The 21,210-nt window shown below is 62.8% G+C and carries 23 protein-coding genes and 1 tRNA gene; 10 read left to right on the top strand and 14 right to left on the bottom strand.

Annotated elements, in window-relative coordinates; translation table 11 throughout:
- Positions 1-79 precede the first annotated feature (79 nt).
- Both QW887_RS13260 and QW887_RS13255 read left to right on the top strand, forming a co-directional pair.
- Positions 80-322 (top strand): zinc-finger domain-containing protein, encoded by a 243-nt coding sequence (locus QW887_RS13260; protein ID WP_315714692.1) that lies wholly within the window; start codon positions 80-82, stop codon positions 320-322.
- A gap of 10 nt (positions 323-332) precedes the next feature.
- The gene (locus QW887_RS13255; RefSeq protein ID WP_315714693.1) at positions 333-1,532 is read left to right on the top strand and encodes an FAD-dependent monooxygenase; all 1,200 of its coding nucleotides are present in this window, start codon (positions 333-335) and stop codon (positions 1,530-1,532) included.
- A gap of 16 nt (positions 1,533-1,548) precedes the next feature.
- On the opposite strand, the gene QW887_RS13250 is transcribed toward QW887_RS13255, so the two are convergent.
- From QW887_RS13250 to QW887_RS13230, 5 genes are all read right to left on the bottom strand, one after another.
- A complete protein-coding gene (locus tag QW887_RS13250) occupies positions 1,549-2,001 on the bottom strand; it encodes a hypothetical protein (RefSeq protein ID WP_315714694.1) in 453 nt (150 codons plus the stop codon).
- A 568-nt stretch (positions 2,002-2,569) separates the two neighbouring features.
- Positions 2,570-3,136: a hypothetical protein gene (locus QW887_RS13245; RefSeq protein ID WP_315714695.1), complete on the bottom strand. Its 567-nt coding sequence runs from the start codon at positions 3,134-3,136 to the stop codon at positions 2,570-2,572.
- A 40-nt stretch (positions 3,137-3,176) separates the two neighbouring features.
- A complete protein-coding gene (locus QW887_RS13240; RefSeq protein ID WP_316194606.1) occupies positions 3,177-3,650 on the bottom strand; it encodes a hypothetical protein in 474 nt (157 codons plus the stop codon).
- Between the two features lie 443 nt (positions 3,651-4,093).
- Positions 4,094-5,137: a transporter gene (locus QW887_RS13235; protein ID WP_315714978.1), complete on the bottom strand. Its 1,044-nt coding sequence runs from the start codon at positions 5,135-5,137 to the stop codon at positions 4,094-4,096.
- 376 nt (positions 5,138-5,513) lie between these two features.
- Entirely contained in the window at positions 5,514-5,651 is a 138-nt protein-coding gene (locus tag QW887_RS13230; RefSeq protein ID WP_315826228.1) for a hypothetical protein, read from the bottom strand.
- 388 nt (positions 5,652-6,039) lie between these two features.
- Here QW887_RS13230 and QW887_RS13225 point away from each other — a divergent pair, with 388 nt between their 5' ends.
- From QW887_RS13225 to QW887_RS13210, 4 genes are all read left to right on the top strand, one after another.
- Positions 6,040-8,526, top strand: a complete 2,487-nt coding sequence (locus QW887_RS13225; protein ID WP_316194605.1) for an arylsulfatase — start codon at positions 6,040-6,042, stop codon at positions 8,524-8,526.
- A gap of 178 nt (positions 8,527-8,704) precedes the next feature.
- Positions 8,705-10,186 carry a DUF1254 domain-containing protein gene (locus QW887_RS13220; RefSeq protein WP_315826230.1) on the top strand — a complete coding sequence of 494 codons (1,482 nt, stop codon included), beginning with the start codon at positions 8,705-8,707 and terminating at the stop codon, positions 10,184-10,186.
- 26 nt (positions 10,187-10,212) lie between these two features.
- A complete protein-coding gene (locus QW887_RS13215; protein WP_315826231.1) occupies positions 10,213-10,665 on the top strand; it encodes a DUF2721 domain-containing protein in 453 nt (150 codons plus the stop codon).
- 115 nt (positions 10,666-10,780) lie between these two features.
- Positions 10,781-11,014, top strand: a complete 234-nt coding sequence (locus QW887_RS13210; protein WP_316194604.1) for a hypothetical protein — start codon at positions 10,781-10,783, stop codon at positions 11,012-11,014.
- Between the two features lie 45 nt (positions 11,015-11,059).
- On the opposite strand, the gene QW887_RS13205 is transcribed toward QW887_RS13210, so the two are convergent.
- From QW887_RS13205 to QW887_RS13195, 3 genes are read right to left on the bottom strand one after another with little or no spacing between them, the layout of a single operon-like run.
- Entirely contained in the window at positions 11,060-11,467 is a 408-nt protein-coding gene (locus QW887_RS13205) for a hypothetical protein (RefSeq protein WP_315826233.1), read from the bottom strand.
- Positions 11,468-11,488: 21 nt separating this feature from the next.
- Positions 11,489-11,953: a toll/interleukin-1 receptor domain-containing protein gene (locus tag QW887_RS13200; protein WP_316164480.1), complete on the bottom strand. Its 465-nt coding sequence runs from the start codon at positions 11,951-11,953 to the stop codon at positions 11,489-11,491.
- Positions 11,950-12,294 carry a GrlR family regulatory protein gene (locus tag QW887_RS13195; protein ID WP_315826235.1) on the bottom strand — a complete coding sequence of 115 codons (345 nt, stop codon included), beginning with the start codon at positions 12,292-12,294 and terminating at the stop codon, positions 11,950-11,952. Before QW887_RS13195 ends, QW887_RS13200 begins: the two co-directional genes overlap by 4 nt.
- Before the next feature lie 93 nt (positions 12,295-12,387).
- On the opposite strand from QW887_RS13195, the gene QW887_RS13190 reads away from it, so the two are divergent.
- Positions 12,388-12,708 (top strand): hypothetical protein, encoded by a 321-nt coding sequence (locus QW887_RS13190; protein ID WP_316194603.1) that lies wholly within the window; start codon positions 12,388-12,390, stop codon positions 12,706-12,708.
- Between the two features lie 88 nt (positions 12,709-12,796).
- Positions 12,797-12,883 (top strand) — tRNA-Leu (locus QW887_RS13185).
- A gap of 34 nt (positions 12,884-12,917) precedes the next feature.
- Here the strand turns inward: QW887_RS13185 and QW887_RS13180 are convergent.
- From QW887_RS13180 to QW887_RS13165, 4 genes are all read right to left on the bottom strand, one after another.
- A complete protein-coding gene (locus QW887_RS13180; protein ID WP_316164479.1) occupies positions 12,918-13,643 on the bottom strand; it encodes a Crp/Fnr family transcriptional regulator in 726 nt (241 codons plus the stop codon).
- A gap of 261 nt (positions 13,644-13,904) precedes the next feature.
- Complete coding sequence (locus QW887_RS13175; protein ID WP_316172943.1) at positions 13,905-14,564, bottom strand: glutathione S-transferase family protein; 660 nt, start codon at positions 14,562-14,564, stop codon at positions 13,905-13,907.
- A 31-nt stretch (positions 14,565-14,595) separates the two neighbouring features.
- Positions 14,596-15,081 (bottom strand): SRPBCC family protein, encoded by a 486-nt coding sequence (locus tag QW887_RS13170; RefSeq protein ID WP_315826239.1) that lies wholly within the window; start codon positions 15,079-15,081, stop codon positions 14,596-14,598.
- The gene (locus tag QW887_RS13165) at positions 15,074-15,403 is read right to left on the bottom strand and encodes a metalloregulator ArsR/SmtB family transcription factor (RefSeq protein WP_315714704.1); all 330 of its coding nucleotides are present in this window, start codon (positions 15,401-15,403) and stop codon (positions 15,074-15,076) included. Before QW887_RS13165 ends, QW887_RS13170 begins: the two co-directional genes overlap by 8 nt.
- Before the next feature lie 214 nt (positions 15,404-15,617).
- Here QW887_RS13165 and QW887_RS13160 point away from each other — a divergent pair, with 214 nt between their 5' ends.
- Positions 15,618-17,021, top strand: a complete 1,404-nt coding sequence (locus QW887_RS13160) for a methyl-accepting chemotaxis protein (protein ID WP_316194602.1) — start codon at positions 15,618-15,620, stop codon at positions 17,019-17,021.
- A 328-nt stretch (positions 17,022-17,349) separates the two neighbouring features.
- On the opposite strand, the gene QW887_RS13155 is transcribed toward QW887_RS13160, so the two are convergent.
- Positions 17,350-18,963, bottom strand: coding sequence for an ABC transporter substrate-binding protein (locus QW887_RS13155; protein ID WP_316194601.1), 1,614 nt, complete (start codon positions 18,961-18,963; stop codon positions 17,350-17,352).
- A gap of 264 nt (positions 18,964-19,227) precedes the next feature.
- Between QW887_RS13155 and QW887_RS13150 the strand changes: the two genes are divergently transcribed.
- Positions 19,228-19,368: a hypothetical protein gene (locus tag QW887_RS13150; protein WP_315714707.1), complete on the top strand. Its 141-nt coding sequence runs from the start codon at positions 19,228-19,230 to the stop codon at positions 19,366-19,368.
- 98 nt (positions 19,369-19,466) lie between these two features.
- On the opposite strand, the gene QW887_RS13145 is transcribed toward QW887_RS13150, so the two are convergent.
- Complete coding sequence (locus QW887_RS13145; protein ID WP_315749432.1) at positions 19,467-21,080, bottom strand: ABC transporter substrate-binding protein; 1,614 nt, start codon at positions 21,078-21,080, stop codon at positions 19,467-19,469.
- Between the last annotated feature and the right edge of the window lie 130 nt (positions 21,081-21,210).

Raw genomic sequence — 21,210 nt, 5'->3', positions numbered from 1 at the left:
CGCGGCCGTGCGACCTCAGTTCCGTCCCGCTCCGTCGTGCTGACCGCATACGCTCCCGTTGCCACGCGAGGTGATACCGATGGCCGATAACATCGTCCCGCATTTCAACAACGATGCCGGAGTCCCCGTCATCGAGATCGGCTCGCATGAGTTCATGTGCGTGGGCGCCAATCCGCCGTTCGATCATCCGCACGTGTTCCTCGATCTCGGCAACGACAAAGAGATCATCTGCCCGTACTGCTCGACGCTGTACCGCTATGCGCCGGACCTCGCCGCCGGCGAGGCGCGGCCGCCGGAATGCGTGCTGAAGGACGTCGCCTGATCGGCGTGTCGTGGCATCGCGTACCGTCTATGTGGCGGGGGCCGGAATTGGCGGCCTGACGGCTGCGCTCGCGCTCGCCACCAAGGGCTTCCGCGTCGTCGTGCTGGAGAAGGCCGAACGGCTCGAGGAGGTCGGCGCCGGCCTGCAGCTCTCGCCCAACGCCAGCCGTATCCTGCTCGATCTCGGCCTGGGGCCGCGGCTGACCGCGCGTGCCGTGGTGCCCGACGCCGTCAGCATCATGAGCGCGCGGGCCGGCGGCGAGATCGCCCGCCTGCCGCTCGGCGAGGCCGCGAGCCAGGCGGCTGGCGCGCCTTATTGGGTGATCCACCGCGCCGATCTGCAGGCGGCGCTGGCCGCGGAGGTGATGGCGCATCCGGACGTCGAACTGCGGCTCGGCTGCCAGTTCGAGGACGTCGCCGCCCACGCTAAGGGCCTGACCGTGGTGCATCGCCGCGGCAATGAGCGCCGCCAGGACGTGGCGCTGGCGCTGATCGGCGCCGACGGCGTGTGGTCGGCGGTCCGGCACCACCTGTTTCCGCAGGTCCGCGCCGAGTTCTCCGGCCTGATCGCCTGGCGTGGCACGCTCGACGCCCGGCAATTGCCACGCGAATTGACGGCAGCGCGGGTGCAGCTCTGGATGGGCCCCGAGGCCCATCTCGTCGCCTATCCGATTTCGGCCGGCCGCCAGGTCAACGTGGTCGCGGTGGTGCCGGGGACCTGGAACCGGCCGGGCTGGAGCACGGAGGGTGATCCGAGCGAGCTCAAGGCGGCGTTCGCGCCGCCGCGCTGGCCCGCGACGGCGCGGCTGCTGCTCAATGCGGTCGACGGCTGGCGCAAATGGGCGCTGTTCGGCGTCCCCGAAGGCATCGAATGGACCGAGGGCAGCGTCGCGCTGCTGGGCGACGCCGCGCACGCCATGCTGCCCTTTGCAGCGCAGGGCGCGGGAATGGCGATCGAGGACGCGGTGGTGCTCGCCAAGTGCCTGAGCGAGGCGCGCCCGGACGGTCCGGGCGCGATCCCGGCTGCGCTGAAACGCTACGCCAAGCTGCGCCGCCCGCGCGTCGGCCAGGTGCAGCGCACCGCACGCAATCAGGGCCGCCTCTATCACATGACCGGACCGCTGGCGCTGGCCCGCGACCTCAGCATCAAGGCGCTCGGCCCGCAGCGCCTGTCGGCGCGGCAGAGCTGGATCTACGACTGGCGGCCGTAGGCGAAGTGGCCCGGTCTCAGTAGACCGAGCCGTCCCGCGGCAGGGTCGACGGCGTACCCGCACCGGAGGCCATCGGCCGCGCGGGACGCGCCGGCTTGACCGGCTTGCCGGATTTCGCAGCAGCCGGCTGCGGCGCCGGGGTCTCCTGGCACTTGTTGCGGCGCCAGGCCTCCTCGGCGAACTGGGTCTGGCCACGGATCGCGATATAGTCGTTGCGATAGGCGACCTCGGCCACCACCGCGCCGCCGGCTCCGGTCTCTGCCTTGGCCATCAGGCCCTGCAGCTCGGCTGCGCGCCCGGCCAGCGCCTTGCGCTCGGCCTCGAGCTGCTTGCAGTCATAGAGCTCATACTTGGCCGGATCCGCGAAGGCGGTCGACACGCTGTCGCTCATGCCGGCGCAGCCCGACAGCAACGATCCCACCCCCAGCAGTCCCGCGGCCAGCGCGACGCGAAGCCGATCGCTGGTCATGCAGCCTCGACCGTGCGGCGGCGTCGAGCCATGGGCTCGATCATGGGCCGATCGGCCGCGGACATCGGCCCGAACGGCGGCAGCATTCGTCTCTGCGATGGTCCTCGGATTCGTCACGCTCACCTCGCCCAACGACCGGCCCGCAAGGGATGCGGATCCGAATCGGATTCTCGTGATGGGTCCGTGCCTTACAACGGCCGCTTCGTCCATGTCTTGCACCACGTGATCCCAGACTTGGCAAAGCGCTTCAACGCGAAGGCATCTCAAAGCAGCTGGTGACGGCCGGATTGAGGCTTTACCAAGGCGCTCGCGCTGGCTTGAGCAGGAGCTTCGTCAGGCACGCCATTGCCGGACGCTTACGGTTTTCACCTTGATCCGGTCCCTTTCATGGTGCGGGCGGTCAATCGGTTTCGACACCATCCCCTCTTATCCCTTGCTGCGGGCGGCGGGACAGGTCGGCCCCGATCTCGCCGCGCCCAAGGGAGCGACGAGGAGGCCGCCCGAGCGAGAGAAACAAGCTTCGGGGCGGGACGGCGGCGCCGGCCACAGAGCGCCGCCGTTGGCGAGATCAGCGATCGGCATCACCGATGCGAATATAGATGCGCGATCCATTGCAGATCTGAGCGTACTGGTTGCCATCGGAACGGCTGACCAATTGGACGATCGGCGCGGGCTGGGCGAATGTGATGGTCCGCGCGCCCTCGCTGATCACCCCAGTCGCATCTGCAACGTCGGCGACTTGCGTCAGCCCGGCGATCGGGCCGGTCAGGATCGTGTGGCTGTACGTGCCCGGCACCGCCTTAAGCAACACCCTCTCATCGGAGGTGATCGTGTACGTGAACTTGTATGAGGTAACGCCGGTCTCGCCTCCGCCGGTGTCCACCGAGAAGTCCTGGACATCCATCATCCCGGTGCCATCGGCGCGAAGCACCATGACGCCTTCGACGGTGAAGGAAAAGAGCTTCAGCGGGCCGCCCTTTGGCGTGAAGTTCGAATTGAATCCGACAGCGGCCGGATTCCGGATGCACAACGATTTGCCAGCTAACGCATAGGTTCCGCGTAGACTTGCATGATCATTCGCAGACGCGGCCGTGCTTGCCGTCGCAGCGGCGGCCAAAATAAGAAAGCGGTGCATATGGTTTCCTCCCCAATCCGAACAATGGCTCGCCCTTACATCAGCGGTCGTCGTCGCTGAGGCGGGTCATGAGGAGAGATCCATTGCAGATCCGGGCAAACTGGGTGCCATTGGAACGACTGACCGTCAGGACGGTCGGCGCGGGCGGAGCGAGGACGATGGCCCGTGCTGCTTCGCCGATGAATCCGCTGGTGTCGGGAACATCGACGACTTGCGTCAACCCGGCGTTCGGTCCGGTCAGGGTCGTGGAGCTGTACGTACCTGGCACCGCCTTGACCGACAGCTTGCCACCGGGGTCGATCGAGTAGGTGATCTGGTACGAGATATCGCTGGTCGTCCCTTCGCCGGCGTCGACCGTGAAGGACCGGTTGTTCACCGTGCCGGTGCCGTCGGCGCGAAACACCATGACGCCGTCGACGGTGGTGGCGAAGAACACGACCGGACCCTTCGGCAAGAAGTTCGAATCGAATCCGATCGACGCCGAGTTCTGGATACAGTCCGATGCGCCCGTCATCGCATAGGTCCCGTGAAGCCGACTAGGGTGATCATGAGCAAACGCCGCCGCGCTTGCAGTGATACCGACGAGGACCAGAATAGAAGAGCGATGCAAAGTAGCCTCCCTGATCGAATGATCGCCCTTGCGTGGGCTGGAGGTACCATATGCCGCAAAGATGACGATTAGTCGTTGTTAGTAACAAAGCTGCAAAAATAGCACCACACCCGCAAGAGTTGAATGCTCTGCGGCAATTTCTCATGCGAACAGCTCGACTCCAGCAAGCGCAATCTTCACATCAGTCCCCGCTCCTCGTGCATCCACAACCAGCCGTGCCGGATCCGAGGTCGTCTCCCCGGTGGTGGTGTAGCTAGCGGTGGCGCAGCGCGTTCGCCGGGGAGAGCCGGGCAGGTCAGCTGGCGATTGCCGGGGCGGGAGCTGGGCCGCCACGGCTCATCAAAGCCTTATTTCGTGATCATCCGCCTCGGTGGCGCGGTCGGTGTTGGTGCTGCCGGCGAGATGACAAACGTCACCCAGGCGTTCCAGCCGTCAGGCCGGTTTTCCGCGGCAAATTCCTTGTAGGCCTTGAAGTTGAGGTAGCCTTGCATGTCACCAACCGGGAAGATAAACCCGACCTGCGGGCCGACACCCGCGACCTGCGAGCGGAAGCAGCCGACGCGATCGCCGGAGCCGCTATCGCAGCCAAGTTGCTTGTAGACGTAGCCCACCAGCCCGATCTGGACCTGCTTGCTCAGGAATTGCGAAGCGCCCCAGTCGAAGTGCATGTCGACGCCGCTTTGATACTGCGTGTCAGGATTTGTGAAATTGTAGGTGAAGCCTAGCACGCCGGAGAGCTCATGTCCGCTCTGTGGATTGAAATAGGTGTAGCCGCCGCCCGCATCGATCGTCCCATGCCCGATCCCGATATTGGCGAGGCGCGTGGACTGGTAAGCGCCGACAGGGATGTCACCCATCACGTAGGTCATGTAGTTGTTGACGCCCGCGTTCCAGCGCAGTGCGAATTGGGGGATCAAATCGCCGAAGCCAGTGATGGAATCGCTGACGGAATCAAAGCGCGAGAACGGAATTGAGCCGCCCGGTGTTGAAAGCGAGCCCGTCACCAATCCATTGAGCGAGGTTGTATTTGCGCCGTAGATTCCGATCAGGCTTGCAGACGCCTGACCACCGAGAACCGGTGTCGCGAAGACGTAGGTCGCGTTCAGCAGGCCAAGATCGACGTTCGCATTGACGTTTGCGTTCAAGGTAGCTGTCAGATTCGCAGGAATACGGCCGATCTGGATCTCACGAGCGCGCGCCACGTCCCTGCCGGCAGACACTGAGGTATGATAGTAAATTGACGCAGCCGACCAACCGGGCTGCTGAGGCGTGGCGGCAAGGCTACCGAATGTGCCCGGAATCCAAAAGCTGATGCCGCTCTCATCTGCCGAGACAATCGTCGGTACTGATGCAATGGTCGCAAATGCAATAGCGCCAAGCGCCCTCGTCATTCTCATGGCAATCTCCTGCCGAACCACAACCCTCGCTCATAGTGAGTGACGAGCATGATGCTGACAGCATGACAGGCCGTACTGCGCCGGGCGATAGCCGTCACGATGATAGGGAACAATTTGCAACCGGATGTTGCAAATGGAGCACAGTGTCGCGCTGGTCCGCCGCTTAGCAAAGAATTGCTGTTTGTTCCTAAGGAAATTCACGCGGCGCTTTGAGAGACAGGATAGCCTCGCGCGTGATCATGAGAGACAAACCTTGTCGCCGTTTGGGAAAGTGCCTTTTGGTTTCTCGTCTTTCAGGAGGCAGTTGCCAGCTACATCCATAGGGCCGCACGGCCTCCGCACAGCCATCTCCCAGGTCAAGACGATTGCCCTACTCGAGACGATCGCTCTTGATCGCAAGCCGATGCTTCGCAGAAAGCTTCTGCCAAGAAACCAACGAAACTGCTGCAACCAAGGTGATCGCGAGCGCGGCGCCGACGACGGGATGATTGAGCTTGTAGGCGAGCATAGCGTATCGCTGTCGATCCAGGAAGACCAGGAAAGCTTGCCCTTGACGGTTTGAGACTCAGAAAATGTTCCCCATTGATTTCGCTCAAGGTCCGTTATTCGACTTGTTCGGTGCAGCACGATGCCGAGCGTGTGCGCGTGTCCTGCTCTTCAGTATTTCTTCGATATTTGATGGTTCTTTGCAGATGCCTGACCGGCGTGAGACATCGGCAGGTCCATACAATAATACAATAGATGAGCGTGCCCCGCTGGTTAGCACAGCCAGGCGATCGCATCTGCCCTAGGCGCCTTCGCGCGTGGGTTGATCTGCGTCAACGTCGCTCCTTGCGCCGTCCTAGAGGATCACAAGTATCTGCGCGGTTGCGCGCACCTCTTGGGGAGGGCCTGCGATGAATTTTCGTGCGATTGCTTCCATATTGTTTTTGACGTCGGCGATATCCGCCCCCGCGTTTGCACAGCAAGCGCAACCGACTACGCCGCCGCTCGGCTCCCCGGCCGCGACCATCACCATTCCGGGCGACCAGCTTCCACCGCCACCGCCGAAATTCGGCGGCACGATCACGGAGGATGCGAAGACCTCGAAGCCGTGGTGGCCTCCGACGGTCGTGCCGCGTAAAGGTGCGCCGAACGTTCTGCTGATCATGACCGACGATTCCGGTTATGGCGTGCCGAGCACATTCGGCGGGGTGATCCCAACGCCAACGCTCGATCGCATCGCCAAGAATGGCCTGCGCTACACCCAATTCCACTCGACGGCGCTCTGCTCGCCGACGCGAGCGGCTCTGATCACCGGTCGCAACCATCACTCGGTCGGCTTCGGCCAGATCAGCGAACTGGCGACTGGATATCCGGGCTATGACTCGGTCATCGGTCCGGAGAACGCGACTATCGGCCGGATTCTGAGCGACAACGGATATGCCACATCGTGGTTCGGCAAGAACCACAACACGCCGTCCTTCCAATACAGCGCGGCCGGTCCGTTCGACCAATGGCCGAGCGGGATGGGCTTCCAGTACTTCTACGGCTTCATGGGTGGCGAGACCGACCAGTGGACGCCGTACCTGTTCCGCGACCACACCCCCGTTTACCCGTGGGTCGGGAAGAAGGGCTACAACCTGATCACCGACATGGCGGACGACGCGATCCGTTACATGAAGGAACTTGACGCCGCGGCGCCCGAGAAACCGTTCTTCGTCTACTACGTACCTGGCGCAACCCATGACCCGCACCAGCCAACCAAGGAATGGATCGACAAGATCAGCAAGATGCACCTGTTCGACCAGGGCTGGGAGAAGTTGCGAGACCAGATCTTCGCCAACCAGAAGCGATTGGGCGTGATTCCCGCAAACACGCAGCTCACGCCGTGGCCGGACGTCTTGCCGAAGTGGGATTCGCTCTCGGAGGTGAAGAAAAAGATCGTCATTCGCGAGGCCGACGTGTTCGCGGCCTATACCGCCTATGTCGACGATGAGATCGGCCGGGTGATCCAGGCGGTCGAAGACATGGGCAAGCTCGACAACACGTTGATCATCTACATCAACGGCGACAACGGCACGAGTTCGGAAGGCTCGATGATGGGTACGCCAAACTGGCTGACGGTCGCCAATGGCGTGCTCGATTTGCCGGAGGTCGAGTATCTTCGATATTACGAATCCTGGGGTTCGGACCAGACCTATCCGCACATGGCCGTGCCGTGGGCGTGGGCGTTCGACACGCCATTCAAGTGGACCAAGCAGATCGCGTCGCATTTCGGTGGGACGCGGCAGGGTATGGCTATCTCGTGGCCCGGCCACATCAACGATGTCGGAGGCATTCGCCCCCAGTTTCATCACGTGATCGACATCGTGCCCACAATCCTTGAGGCGGCCGGCATCAAGGCGCCCGACATGGTCGACGGCATCAAGCAGAAGCCCATTGAAGGCGTTAGCATGGCGTACACGTTCGACAAGGCAAATGCCAACGCACCGTCGAAGCGCACGACCCAGTACTTCGAGATGTTCGCCAACCGCGGCATTTACCACGAAGGCTGGTACGCCGCGACCACACCACCCGAGCCGCCGTGGCTTGTCGGCACGAAGGCGCTGCCGCCGGTCGAGCAGTACAAGTGGGAGCTCTACAACCTTGCCGAGGACTTCTCGCAGGCGGACGACCTTGCGGCGAAGAATCCCGAGAAGCTCAAGGAACTGCAGGCGGTGTTTGCGGCGGAGGCGAGCAGGTACCAGGTGTTTCCGCTGGATAACTCGGTGCTCCCGCGACTTCTCACGCCGCGGCCGAGTGGGACGGCGGGGCGAACGGAGTTCACCTATGTCGGTGAGAACGCTGACATTCCGATTGCCAATGCTCCCAGCCTCCTGAACAGGGACTACACGATCACAGCCGAGATCACCGTGCCCAGTGGCGGTGCCGAAGGGATGATCGCTACAATGGGCGGGAGGTTCGGTGGCTACGGCCTTTACCTGCTCAAGGGTAAACCGGTCTTCGTCTACAATCTTCTCAATCTCAAACGTTACAGCTGGGAGGGCGGCGTTGGAGCCGATGACTGGCTGGGCCAGGCGCTCAGTCCGGGTAAGCACAAGATCGTCTTCGACTTCAAATACGATGGACCCGGACTCGGCAAAGGCGGCAGCGGTGTCCTTTCGGTTGACGGCCGGGTGCTGTCGCAACAAAAAATGGAACACACGATTCCATTCATGATGGCGATCGATGAATCCATGGACGTTGGGCTCGATACCCGCACCGCGGTCGATGATAGCTATACGCTGCCATTCCGATTCACCGGCAAGATCGACAAACTGACCTACAACATCAAGCCGGAACAGTTGGCTGAGGAAGATCGCAAAGCCATGCAGAAGGCCGCGACCAAAGCAAACGACTAGCCTGGTCATTCCCAGCAAAGCAGTGGGGAGCAAAAGCTCCCCACTCTCAGAATCCGATATGTTCCGGGCGTCATCTGCGGTGGTCTCCCTCTTCCACGGCTTGCGACCGAAAGACGGGACGTTTCGAGCTTAGGTCAAATATGGGTCGAGCGGCGCGTTAATGAAAAGGAGATCGCTCATGAATTCATCTGCTGGACAGGAAGGCATTTCGCTTGATCGCCGCTGCCTGCTCACGACCGCACTCGGTGCCGGGCTGGGCACAGCCTTGTCATCCACAAGAAGCGAGGCGGCCGGCCCGCTGCTGCGCGCACTCGGCGACCTGAAGGGCGATGTCGAGGAAGAACTGGCGTATGTTCTTGCGTTGGAATGCTATGTCTACGGCTTTCCGCTTGTCATGATGGACGCAACCCGAGCGGTGATGACGGCCACGTCGAAGTCCGAACAGTATAAAGCGCCTGTCAACCAGTTCGGCAGGATGCGGACTTATGTCGATCCGGATTTCAAAGACTGCGTCCGCATCAGCGTCAACTCCCTCTGGGCGTTTTCATTCATCGACCTGGACAAGGAGCCGTTCGTCTATTCTCAGCCCGACACTCAGGGGCGATACATCATCATGCAGGCGCTCAACATGTGGACCGACGATTTCGCCTCGGCGGGCAGTCGGACGACCGGAACTGGCGCCGGAAACTTCCTGATCGCCGGCCCCAAATGGAACGGTGTTGCGCCCAATGGCATCAAGCAAACGTTCCGTTCGACGACCCGCTACGCATCCGTTCTGGTCCAGATCGCATGCGACAGCCCCAAGGAGTTCGTTGCAATCAACAAGCTGCAGGATGAATTGCAACTGACGCCGCTCAGCGCCTGGGGCAAGTCCTACACGCCACCCTCCGATGTGCCGATCGACACCAGTGTCGATACAACGGCGACGCCGTACGATCAGGTGCGGCTCATGACCGGCGAGATGTTCTTCAAGCGCCTCGCCGCTGCGTTGAAGGACAACCCGCCTTACCCTGACGACGCCAAGACTATCGACAAGCTCAAGCGCATCGGGATCGAGGTCGGCAAGGACTTTGAACCGTCCAAGCTCGATCCGGCCGTTCTGCGGGGGATCAACCGGGCGCCGGCCGAGGTCTGGTACAAGCTGGAAACAGGCCCCTACACTGCGCCGACCGTCAACGGCTGGCAGGGCGCGCTGAATATCGGTCGCTTCGGTACCGACTACACCACGCGGGCATTCATCGCCTGGTTTGGATTGGGGGCGCTGACATCGGACGATGCGGTCTATCCAACCGCCTTTGTCGATGGCGACGGCAACGTGCTGGACGGCGCGGCGAAGTATGTTCTCCATCTGGAGAAGGACGAGATATTCCCATCCGAAGCTGGGGTCTGGTCGGTCTCGCCCTATCGCGAGAATTTCTATGTTCGGAACGCGATCAACCGCTACGGCATAACTTCGGCGATGCCGATCAAATACAATCCAGACGGCTCGCTCGATATCTACATCCAGGCGCAATCACCAGGCGCCGACAAGGAGACGAATTGGCTTCCGTGTCCGCCGAGCCTGCCCTTCAATCTCAGCGTCAGGGTCTATCAGCCCAAGACTGCCCTTAAGGATGGCACGTTCAAGATCCCGCCCATCCGGCGCGTTCGCGACACCTGAAGAACTTGCAAGGACTGCGCGAGGAGATGGACAGTGTAATCCAGTTAGTGCCGGTAACGCCTTCAATCGACCAGCTGGCACGGATCATCGGCAACGTGGCGGCCCCGGCTTTCCTGCTGGGAGCCGTCGCGTCCTTCATCTCGGTTCTTATTTCCCGCATCAACCGTGTGGTCGACCGGGCCCAGTTCCTTCACGGCATCACCGATGATGATGCTTCAAAGGCTTACCTCAAGACGGATATTCCCCGGCTGCGGCACCGGGCTTCGCTCCTGAACAGGTCGCTGTTCTGCTCCATCCTTTCTGCGATCCTCACCGCCCTCATCATCATCGTTGCCTTCATCAGCGCCCTGTTCGATGTTGCCCACGAATATGGCGTGGCGCTGCTGTTCATGGCTGCGCTGCTGACGTTCTGCGCTTCTCTCATCGACCTCGCCCGCGAAACCCGAATTGCACTTCACGACAACGACCTGCGCGTGTAAGTCTTCCAGGGCAGTCGAGGGGTGATCGGATGTGACGAAGAGGTCTCGGAAGAGGCGCGGGCGTCAGAAGGCCACCGCGACGGCCCGCCGTGGAGCTCCGAGAAGCTCATGCACCGTGAGCCATTGGCTGCGCGAGAAGGAGCGCGAGGGCCTGATCGGCGCCGGCACCACCCTGCACGGCCTCCGCGTCTCCTACGCGGCCTGGTGGAAGCGCAATGGCGCGACGGACGCGGAGATCGCCGACCTGCTGGGCGACAAGTCGCAGCGGATGGGAACCCACTATACTCGGCACGTCTCCCGGGAGGACAATGTAGTCCGGGCGTTCAAGCGATTGAAGAATATGGATTAATCGTCTGGGTATTCACACGGAACTGAAGAATGATCCGCGCTTAAGCTATGATCCTTCGGCCTCACCGCCTTCCGAGATCTCAGCAGCTTTCATGCGCGCGAGCCGAAGCTCTTCCTCTATCAGAGCCTCCTGTTCACGCTGGCGCTGTGCAACGGTCATGCGCTCCTCCCTGATCGCTCGGGCGCGCGCCCTTAGCTCTTCTTCGGTCAAGGTGCGCACGATCTCGCCCGAGGGTAACCTTCCTAAAGCTCTTTGGATAGTTTCGTAATCAGCTGACGGAGGGGCACGTCGTCTGGGTGACGTCAGTCTTGCTGTAATTTCATCGACAAGAGGAGCAAAGAATTTCTCCGGCGAGGCCAGCACCAGATTTTGTTGACGCAACAGCGCCATCATCTCCTGCGCCAGTTCGGCGTAGTCCGGTGGTCGATCAGCGGCCGCCGCGGGTTGTGCCATCGAGGATTGTTCTAGCAGAAGCTAAACTGGCTTTTCGATACTCGGCCAAAGCATTGGAAAGAGCTGATCCAACTCGTCGTCGGAACGGCGTTGCTCGGGCTCGACCGCCTCGTTTATATCACCAATAAGCTTCCGGAAATCCTGTTCGCCAAAGACCGTTCCCTGGAAGATTCTTAGCGGCGCTTTGACGTCAGAATGCCCGATGTCGAAGAGGACGGTCGCCCCCCGGCCAGACAGGTGCTTGGACAGGGCACCAGCCTCGAACGCAATCCATTGAGAATCCAGGTTTTCTCGCGTGAGAACAACCAAGCCGAAGCTGGATTTCTCAAGTTCGTCTCGAATCACCCCCTGCCATTGAGCTCCCTTCTCGATGTCAGTTGTAGTGATAAACGGCTTGACCGCAGGCAGAATTAACGGAGACCATTTTCGGAGCTCGTTGGCGATTTGTTGGCTCGACTGCCCTGACCAGCTAATAAAAAGCTTCATTTGAAATCTCCGGGCCTCGCGACGCGCCGTAGACTGATTGCCAGCGGGACGGGAGGCACCCCACGACCAAGCGCCCGGCCCTGCGCCATGATCAGATCATCATCGGCAAGCCCGACGAAGCTCACCTCGAGCTCTCTCAGCGGACCGAAAGCGCTACTGAGCGCTCCGGCATAGTGCACCACGCGAATCTTACCCGTGACGCGATTTCCGTCCTGTTGATATGATCCATAGTAGTAGTAGCCGCTGTCGCCACCCGACAAATTGCCATCCTGGATGGTCATCACCCCCACACCTTCGCTGAGAGCTGCGAACTGAGCGGTCCAGAGGCCATTTATGTCCATGACGGCTCCTTCAGAGGCAAGGCTCTCTACCATTGGCATATAAGATCACGCTCACTCGCAATGCTGGGGTAGTGCGGCTGAGGAACATAGATTATGGAGATTGCAGGGAAAATGCTCACCTGGGAGACTGCACAAACGACCCTCACTTGGCTATCTGTGCTCGCCGGTGGCGCAGCGGCATATCTTTGGTACCGCGCCTCTGTCGTAGTGGTGTGTGAAGGCGATCCCAAAGACGTCCCCGGGTACTACCTTGGCATGAACCATCCTTGGGCAAAAAAGGCAGGAAAGCAGATCAGCGTGCTGGGGACTTTTGCTGAAGGATCTCGCCTAAATCAGAGAGCCGCCATCGTCACGGGGATTTCTATCGGGCTCCAGGCGCTCGCAGTTGCCGCTGGCTACTTCGTGTCGAAGTGAACGAGAACAGAACGAGTTTTGTCTAACACTGGGCGGTTCCCGTCTAACGCTTGCCGCGGCAGAGGAAAAAGGGTAGCGCAATCAACAGGCGGGCGTGGCGGAATTGGTAGACGCAAGGGACTTAAAATCCCTCGATGGCAACGTCGTGTGGGTTCGAGTCCCACCGTCCGCACCAGCTATGCTCACCTTCCTTGACCGCCCTGCCCGGCTCAGTTCAACGCCGCCAGCCGCTCGAGCTCGGCGAGATCGGTAACCTCCAGCCTGCCCTCCGAGATCGTCAGGATCTTGCGATCGCGAAACAGCGCGAGCACGCGGCTGACATGGACCGAGGTCAGGCCGACGGCGTCGGCGATGTGCTGCTGCTTCAAGGGAAACGGATAGCGGTGGTGCTGGACCACACCGTCCACCGCGACGCGCCGCATCAGGCTGAGCAGCAGATGCGCGATCCGACGCTCGGCCGGACGCTGGCCGAGCACGGTGATGAGCTCGTAGGAGGCCCGGCCGTTGTCGCCGAGAGAGCGGAACACCTCCATCATGACCAGCTCGTCGGCGCGGCACTGCTTGCGGACCTCCTCGCCATCGAGCCGGCTGACCTGGACCTGGGTCAATGCCTTGGCCGAGAAGCTCATGCCTTTGGCGAAGATCGCCGCCGGCGAGAAGATGTCGCCCGGCAGTAGGAAGCGCAGGATCTGGCGGCCGCCATCCGACAACTGGATGTAACGGAATGCCCAGCCGCTGCAGAGTACGAGCACATCGTCGCGCGCCTCGCTCTGGCATTTGATCTGCTGGCCGGCCCGGACGGTGAAGAACTGCTGATGGAGCCGCGGCAGCGCCGACTGCGCCCGGCAGGCCTTGAAAAGCGCGGCACAGAATCCGGAATCGACGTGGGTGCAGGAGACGCAGCAGCCGGGGAGATCGGGTTCTGATCGCAGCATCAAGGGGTGCGCGCTTGTGTCCAATCCGTCCCGCCGACCCGGCTTCGTCATTCGGTCATCGGGACGCTGTGGCGGTCGATCGGGTGCGGCGGATGCCGAGGCCCTTCGACCTACGTCGCAGCTAAAATGGAACCGGCCCGCAGCGATATAACCTGGATTAATCAGACGGCTGAAAGTCGCGCATCCATCCCGGCGGCCGTCGCGGCGCGATCGCTCGCTTGGGCTTTGGATCTCACCCGAAGCATGATTGACGCCACGTGCCTACGCCGCTCGCGCTCGCGCCGTCAGCTCCGCCATGGTGGTGGACTTGAAGCTCGGCCGCGCCTCCAGCCGTTCGATCCAGGCGACAAGGTTGGGATGGCCGGCGGTCAGCTCCGCCCATTCCGGCGTCAACGACAGGAAGCTCGCCTGCGGCGCGGCCTGCAGATCGGCCAGCGACAGATGATCGCCGACCATGAACGGCTGCTCGCCGAGCAGCCGCGACAACTCCGCGATGACGGTTCTCGCCTGCGGCATCGCGCGCGCGATCGCGGCTTCGTCGGTGGTCGTGCCGAAGAATTGCGGGCCGACGATGCGCTGGAAGATGATGACGTTGCAGACGCCCTGGAACAGGTACCAGTCGCTGATGTTCATCACCTGGTCCATGCGCGCGGCCTGCCTGATATCCGCGGGCGTCAGGGCCGGCTCGGGCAGCACGCGGTCGAGATAGCGCAGGATCGCCTGGGTCTCGTACAACACGAAGCCGTCATGCGCGAGCACCGGCACGCGCCCGAAGGGATGACGCGCCAGATGCGCCGCGCCCTTGGAGTCGCCCGGCGCCAGCGCCGCGAGCCGATACGGCGCGCCTTTCTCCTCCAGCGCGATCAGCACGCTGCGCCCGAACGGGCTCCCCGGCACGGAATGGACGACGAACTCGGACATCACGATCTCCCCCACGCAGATGATGAACTGCTCATGATGACGCCGGCGGCCGCTCGGCCTCGGCTACGAAGCGCTGCAGCAGCCCCGGCCAGCCGCCGTCGACATCCCGCCGCATCGACGCGCCGGCCTCGCGGCCCATGGTTTCGAACTTGTGGTGCAGCAGCTCGACGCGGGTCACGTCCGGGCCCTCGGCAACGAATTGCACATCGACCTCCGAGCGCATCGCCGCGTCCGGCTTCCACTGCGCATCGATCTGCCACAGCATGACGAAGCGATGCGGCGGCTCCCATAGCGTGATGGTCGCGACCGTGGTCGCCGTGCCGTCCTCGGCGATCTCGAGCCAGCGGCCGCCGAGCTTCGGCTCCAGCATCACCTTCTCGATCGGCTTGCGGCCGACCCCATGCGTATGCGGCCACCAGCGCGTCAGGCCGCGCGTGAACACGTCGAACGCATGATCGATCGGCGCCCGGACATGGACGAGCTTCCGCACCGGCGCGATCACGGCCCCCTCACTCATCGATCCCCCCTTTCGTCTGCCGATGCGTGCGCTCCGCCTCGATCTTGAAGGCGAGCAGCGCGTCGTCCCAGAAGCTGTCGAGCCAGTCGCGCAGCTCGGCCAACCCCTCACGGCGCAACGCGTAGATGCGGCGCACGCCTTCGCTGCGCTCCTCGACCAGCCCGGCATCCTTCAGCACCTTCAGATGCTGCGAGACCGCCGGCCGCGACACCGGCATCCCGGCCGCGATCGCATGGACCGGCCGCGGTCCACCGCGCAGCCGTTCGAACACCTCCCGCCGCGTCGGGTCCGCCAGCACATTCAGTGTCGTTCCGTAAGTCATGGCTTACTGTAAGCCACTACTTACATAAACGTCAAGGCGGCAGGCCGGAGAACGCGAGAGCCCCGATCCCTGCAGATCTCGCCACCGCCGGTTGCAGGGAGAAACCCGCCATTAACCATAACCGAACCAGGGTGGAACCAACGGTTGCCGGCGTCCGGGCGGGTTGTGCGACGTCGCTCAGGCTGGCCGGGGCTCGCCATCAATGAGAGGCACGATGCTGGGATTCCGCCGAAAGAACGAACCATCGGACGCCCCGCTTGCGTCCGACACCTCCGCACACGACGCCTTCCAGGACGCGCTGGCGCAGTGCCTCGGTGACTGGGCGGACGGCAAGCTCAATCGCGATATCGGAGGCGTCGATGCTGCCGCGCTGCGCGCCCAGCTCAAGCCGCAACTGATCGAGGCCATCCATCGTCTCGGCACCGCGCTCGCGGCCCGCGCGTCCCAGGATCTCGATTCCGTCGTCGACATCTGCATCAACAGCAACGAAGCCTCGATCAGCGCGGCGCGCCTGATCGGCGCCTCCAACAATCAGTCCGAACGCTGTCAGAGTCTCGCTGCCGCATCGGTGGAGATGCAGGCCTCCGTGCACACCATCCGGTCGACGTCGACCGAAGCCGCTGCCGAGGCCGCCGCGACGCGCCAGGCCGTCGAGAACAGCGTGACAGCGGTACAACGGACGTTGCAGACGATGAACGGCATCGCCAGCTCCGTGCGCGACACCTCGGCGAAGATCGCCGATCTCAGCGCCGCCTCCGCCGAGATCGGATCCATCGTCGGCACCATCGACGCGATCGCCAACCAGACCAACCTGCTGGCACTCAATGCCACCATCGAGGCGGCGCGCGCCGGCGAATTCGGCAGGGGCTTCGCGGTGGTCGCCGCGGAGGTCAAGAACCTGTCGCAGCAGACGACCAAGGCGACGGAGGACATCAAGGGTCGCATCGAGCGGCTGCAGGCCGAGATGAGCGGCATCGTCGAGGCCATGGCCGGCGGCGCCAAGGCGGTCGAGGTCGGCATGTCCGAGATGAACGATCTGGCACAGGCGATCGATCAGGCCGGCACCCGGACCGCGGTGGTCAGCACCAAGATGGACGAGATCTCCGGCATTCTCGCCGAGCAGTCCGCCGCGACCGACGAGGTCGCGCAGGGCATCACCATCATCGCCGATCTCGCGACCGCCAATGCCAACGAGGTGATGTCGCTCGCGGACACCATGGGCAAGACGGACGCGAAGGTCGGCAAGATGCTGGGCGAGATCGCCAAGCTCTCGCTCGACAACCAGGTGGTGAGACTGGCCAAGGCCGACCACGTGATCTGGAAAAAGCGGCTGGTCGACATGTCGGTCGGCCGGCTGCAACTGCGGGCCGACGAGTTCTCCGATCATCACACGTGCCGGCTCGGCAAATGGTACTATGGCGAAGGCGGTCGGCAATTGGCCGGGGATCCGGCATTCCGCAACCTCGAACGCCCTCACGAGGCGGTGCACCGCCACGGCAAGGAAGCCGCGCGCCTGTTCAGCTCAGGGCGCATCGATGAAGCGCTCAACGAGATCGGCAGGGTCGAGGTCGCTTCCAGCGAGGTGTTGGCGGCGCTGGACGAGATCAGGGCCTCATAGCTACGAGGCTGCTGCCGACGTCACGTCACTCCATCCTCGCGTCATTCCGGGGCGTGCGCAGCACGAGCCCGGAATCCATAGCCACAGGACAGGGTGTGGTGTGAGATGGCCGTGGCGCTTGTCTTCGCCACATGACGGCGCGTGGATATGGATTCCGGGCTCATCGCTGCGCGATGCCCCGGAATGACGGCGAGAGAGCCGGCCCCGTCGGCAGTCGTGTAGCCCGGATGAGCGATAGCGACATCCGGGTCTCCTCCACAGCGCGTTTGAACCCGGATGTCGCTATCGCTCATCCGGGCTGCGGCTACGGGCCGCGGCCGACATCTCGTCACTCGCTCTTGTCGACGTTCCAGAACACCGGCACGGCCTGCCCTTCCAGGACGCCGGTGATCGATTTGCGCCAGGCGCTCGGCATGAACCATTGGCCGAGCGGCACGTAGATCACCTGGTCGTAGACCTCCTGCTGAATCTGGGCGGCGATCCGCTTCTGGTCCTCCGGCTTCGTGGCCTTGGCGAAGGCGTCGCGCAGCTCCTCCATCTTGGGATCGTCGGGCCAGCCGAACGGGCTCTTCTGGCCGCGTGCGCCGACGAAGGTGCTGCCTATCGGATTGCCGGAGTCGGCGATCACCGAGTTGGTGAAGAACATGTTCCAGCCGCCCTCCTTGGGCGGCTTCTGGCTGGCACGCCGCGTCACCACAGTCTGCCAGTCCGTCGTCTGCAGATCGACCTTGAAGCCGGCCTCGCGCAACAGCTGCGCGGCGACCACCGGCTGCGCCTTCAGGGTGATCGCATCGCCCGGCGCGAGGATCACGACGGGCGTACCGTCATAGCCGGCCTCGGCCAGCAGCTTCTTGGCCTGCTCCATGCCGTTGCCCTTCACCAGCGTCTCCGAGCCGATGTCGGATTCGAGCGGCGTGCCGCAGCCGAACACGGCGCCGCAGATCGTGTAGTACTTGGCGTTACCGACGAGCGCGTCGAGCACATCCTTCTGGTTCAGCGCCAGGAACGCCGCACGGCGGATCTTCACATTGTCGAACGGCGGAAACAGGAAGTTCATGCGTCCCAAGGTCTGGTAGCCGAACTTGTTCAGCACGTTCATCGAAAGATCGGGATTGGCTGATAGCACCGGCTCGAGATCGAGCGGCGGGAATTCCATGAAGTCGATGTCGCCGGCCTGCAGCGCGTTGACGGCCGTCTGCGCATCGGGCATCGAGACCCACTCGACGCGGTCAACCTTCACCACCTTGCCGCCGGCCGTCCAGCTCGGCGGCTCCTTGCGCGGCACGTAGTCGGTGTTCTTCTCATAAACCGCCTTCACGCCCGGCTGGAATTCCGCCTTGACGAACTTGAACGGTCCGGAGCCGATCTGCTCCGAGATCTGCTGGTTCGCGGGCGTCTCGGCCAAACGCTTCGGCATCATGAACGGTACGTAGGAGGACGGCTTGCCGATCGACTCCAGCACCAGGCCGTACGGCTCCTTCAGCTTCAAGGTGATGGTCTTGGCATCGGTGGCCTCGAGCGAGGCCGTGGCCTCCATCAGCTTCTGGCCCATGCTGTCGTTGCGGCTCCAGCGCTTCAACGAGGCGACGCAATCTTCGGCGGTGACCGGCGCGCCGTCGTGCCACTTCAGGCCGTCGCGCAAGGTGAAGGTGTAGGTCAGCTTGTCGTCCGAGACCGTCCACTCTGCCATCTGCGGCTGGATCTGAAACTTGGCGTCGGTCCCGAGCAGGGTGTCGTATACCATGTAGCCGTGGTCGCGCGTGATGTAGGCCGGCGTGAACACGGGATCGATGACGCGCAGATCCGAATGCATCACCGCCGTAATCGTCTTCTTGCCGGCGGCGAGGGCCTGGGTCGTCACGCCCGCCATCGACACGGCCATGACCGAGGCGACGAACCATGAAACGAGCGCGGATGCGGTCCGGCGCGGAGTATGTGACATGCGATCTCTCTTGACGTGGGCTTCCATCCGAGGGCCCCGATACCGATCAAGGCCTGACGAGGCGTCCTGCGTCGCGTCTGCAAACGCTCAGCAAACAGTCTCGGCGAGGGAGACTTGCAGCAGTTCCATCGGAGGTCAATCGCCACGGACGCATGGGTCACCGCATCACGCGGCTGCACACATCGTGACTGCCGACGATGGCGTCCCGCCATCTGGAACTCGGCTGCGCCTCGTCCGTTATGCGCAGCAGCAAGGAGCCTGATGATGCCGAATGAAGTCACCAAGCCGCGGGACAGCCGACATCCGGCCATGCCGATCCGCACCGATAAGAACCCGTCCCAGGATCAGATCAGCCCACCCTTGATGGTCGAGGGTCTCGAAGCCGTGCGCGATCCGCACTGCTGAAGGGCGCTAACGCACGGGCGAATGCAGGAACAAAAAAGAGACGCGGCGAAGTCTCCACTTCGCCGCGTCTTTGTTTGCGTCACGAGTGCGTCCGCCGCCTACTCGCTCTTGTCGACATTCCAGAACACCGGCGTCGCCGGGCCGTCGAGCACGCCGGTCAGCGATTTGCGCCAGCCACTCGGCAGCAGATATTGTCCGAGCGGGATGTAGATCACCTTCTCGTAGTTCTGCTTCTGGATTTCGGTGGCGATCTTCTTCTGCTCGTCGAGCGAGGACGACCGCGCATAGGCGTCGCGCAGCTTCTCGATGTCGGCATCCTCGGCCCAGCCGAACCAGCCGCCCTTGGTGCCGCGGCCGCCGACCGAGACGTTCGCCACGGGATTGGCGACGTCGGCGCCGACCCAGTTGGTGAAGAACATGTTCCAGCCGCCCTCCTTCACGGGCTTCTGGCTGGCGCGCCGCGTCACCACCGTCTGCCAGTCGGTGGCCTGCAGGTCGACCTTGAAGCCGGCCTCGCGCAACAGCTGCGCCGCCACCACGGGCTGCGCCTTCAAGGTGGTGACGTCGCCCGGCGCCATGATCGCGATCGGCGTGCCGTCATAGCCGGACTCGGCAAGCGCCTTCTTGGCCTCGGCCATGCCGTTGCCCTTGATCAGCGTCTCGGCACCGACGTCGGTCTCGAGCGGCGTGCCGCACACGAACACGGCGCCGCAGACCTTCTGGTACTTCTCGTTGCCGACCAGCGCGTCGAGCACGTCCTTCTGGTTCAGGGCGAGGAAGGCCGCGCGGCGCACCTTCACGTTGTCGAACGGCGGGTTGAGGAAGTTCATGCGGCCGAGCGTCTGGTAGCCGAACTTGTTCAGCACGTCGATCTTGAGCTCGGAGTTCGACTCCAGCACCGGCAGCATGTCGTAGGGAAGGTTCTCCATGAAGTCGATGTCGCCGGACTGCAGCGCGTTCACAGCGGTCTGCGCGTCAGGCATCGTGATCCACTCGACGCGGTCGACCTTCACCACCTTGCCGCCGGACGTCCAGCTCGCCGGCTCCTTGCGCGGCACGTAGTCGGTGTTCTTCTCGTACACCGCCTTCACGCCCGGCTGGAATTCCGCCTTGACGAATTTGAACGGGCCCGAGCCGATCTGCTCGGGAATCTGCTGGCCCTGCGGCGTCTCGGCGAGACGCTTCGGCATCATGAACGGCACCAGCGAGGACGGCTTGGCGATCGACTCCAGGACGAGTCCGTAGGGCTCCTTCAACTTGAGCACGATGGTCTTGGCATCCGGCGCCTCCAGGCTCGCCGTGAAGTCCATCAGCTTCTGGCCCATGCCGTCATTGCGGCCCCAGCGCTTCAGCGAGGCGACGCAGTCCTCGGCGGTCACGGGCGTGCCGTCATGCCATTTCAGGCCGTCGCGCAGGGTGAAGGTGTAGGTCAGCTTGTCGTCGGAGACCTTCCAGTCCGCCATCTGCGGCTGGACCTTGAAATTCGAATCGGTCGCCAGCAGCGTGTCATAAACCATGTAGCCATGGTCGCGGGTGATGTAGGCCGTCGTGAATCCGGGATCGATGACGCGCAGATCCGAATGCATCACCGCCGTGATCGTCTTCTTGCCGGCTGCGATGGCCTGGGTGCTCAGCGCCGTCGAGAGCGAAAGCATGGAAACGGCGAGGCTCGTCGCGAGCGTCAGACGTTTCCAGCGCGGGCTGTGGAACATTACGAGGTCTCCTGAGTGGATGGCTTGACCTGAAACTCATCAGATCCAGACCATTCGTTGGGCGTGCAGATCAATCCTTGTGCGAACTAACATGCTGTAAGTCGCGAGCTTTCGACAGTTGCAGACGTCG

Source organism: Bradyrhizobium sp. SZCCHNRI3052, assembly GCF_032484895.1.
Classification (GTDB): Bacteria; Pseudomonadota; Alphaproteobacteria; order Rhizobiales; family Xanthobacteraceae; genus Bradyrhizobium.
Note: the sequence above shows the minus strand (reverse complement) of the source record. Positions and strands in the feature narration are given on the sequence as shown.

What these genes read in the sequence shown, in the direction of transcription:
- QW887_RS13260 (WP_315714692.1), top strand. Translation starts at nt 80, where the DNA reads ATGGCCGATAACATCGTCCCGCATTTCAACAACGATGCCGGAGTCCCC.
- QW887_RS13250 (WP_315714694.1), bottom strand. Translation starts at nt 2,001, where the DNA reads ATGACCAGCGATCGGCTTCGCGTCGCGCTGGCCGCGGGACTGCTGGGG.
- QW887_RS13245 (WP_315714695.1), bottom strand. Translation starts at nt 3,136, where the DNA reads ATGCACCGCTTTCTTATTTTGGCCGCCGCTGCGACGGCAAGCACGGCC.
- QW887_RS13240 (WP_316194606.1), bottom strand. Translation starts at nt 3,650, where the DNA reads ATGACGGGCGCATCGGACTGTATCCAGAACTCGGCGTCGATCGGATTC.
- QW887_RS13235 (WP_315714978.1), bottom strand. Translation starts at nt 5,137, where the DNA reads ATGACGAGGGCGCTTGGCGCTATTGCATTTGCGACCATTGCATCAGTA.
- QW887_RS13230 (WP_315826228.1), bottom strand. Translation starts at nt 5,651, where the DNA reads ATGCTCGCCTACAAGCTCAATCATCCCGTCGTCGGCGCCGCGCTCGCG.
- QW887_RS13225 (WP_316194605.1), top strand. Translation starts at nt 6,040, where the DNA reads ATGAATTTTCGTGCGATTGCTTCCATATTGTTTTTGACGTCGGCGATA.
- QW887_RS13220 (WP_315826230.1), top strand. Translation starts at nt 8,705, where the DNA reads ATGAATTCATCTGCTGGACAGGAAGGCATTTCGCTTGATCGCCGCTGC.
- QW887_RS13215 (WP_315826231.1), top strand. Translation starts at nt 10,213, where the DNA reads ATGGACAGTGTAATCCAGTTAGTGCCGGTAACGCCTTCAATCGACCAG.
- QW887_RS13205 (WP_315826233.1), bottom strand. Translation starts at nt 11,467, where the DNA reads ATGGCACAACCCGCGGCGGCCGCTGATCGACCACCGGACTACGCCGAA.
- QW887_RS13200 (WP_316164480.1), bottom strand. Translation starts at nt 11,953, where the DNA reads ATGAAGCTTTTTATTAGCTGGTCAGGGCAGTCGAGCCAACAAATCGCC.
- QW887_RS13195 (WP_315826235.1), bottom strand. Translation starts at nt 12,294, where the DNA reads ATGGACATAAATGGCCTCTGGACCGCTCAGTTCGCAGCTCTCAGCGAA.
- QW887_RS13190 (WP_316194603.1), top strand. Translation starts at nt 12,388, where the DNA reads ATGGAGATTGCAGGGAAAATGCTCACCTGGGAGACTGCACAAACGACC.
- QW887_RS13180 (WP_316164479.1), bottom strand. Translation starts at nt 13,643, where the DNA reads ATGCTGCGATCAGAACCCGATCTCCCCGGCTGCTGCGTCTCCTGCACC.
- QW887_RS13175 (WP_316172943.1), bottom strand. Translation starts at nt 14,564, where the DNA reads ATGTCCGAGTTCGTCGTCCATTCCGTGCCGGGGAGCCCGTTCGGGCGC.
- QW887_RS13170 (WP_315826239.1), bottom strand. Translation starts at nt 15,081, where the DNA reads ATGAGTGAGGGGGCCGTGATCGCGCCGGTGCGGAAGCTCGTCCATGTC.
- QW887_RS13165 (WP_315714704.1), bottom strand. Translation starts at nt 15,403, where the DNA reads ATGACTTACGGAACGACACTGAATGTGCTGGCGGACCCGACGCGGCGG.
- QW887_RS13160 (WP_316194602.1), top strand. Translation starts at nt 15,618, where the DNA reads ATGCTGGGATTCCGCCGAAAGAACGAACCATCGGACGCCCCGCTTGCG.
- QW887_RS13155 (WP_316194601.1), bottom strand. Translation starts at nt 18,963, where the DNA reads ATGTCACATACTCCGCGCCGGACCGCATCCGCGCTCGTTTCATGGTTC.
- QW887_RS13150 (WP_315714707.1), top strand. Translation starts at nt 19,228, where the DNA reads ATGCCGAATGAAGTCACCAAGCCGCGGGACAGCCGACATCCGGCCATG.
- QW887_RS13145 (WP_315749432.1), bottom strand. Translation starts at nt 21,080, where the DNA reads ATGTTCCACAGCCCGCGCTGGAAACGTCTGACGCTCGCGACGAGCCTC.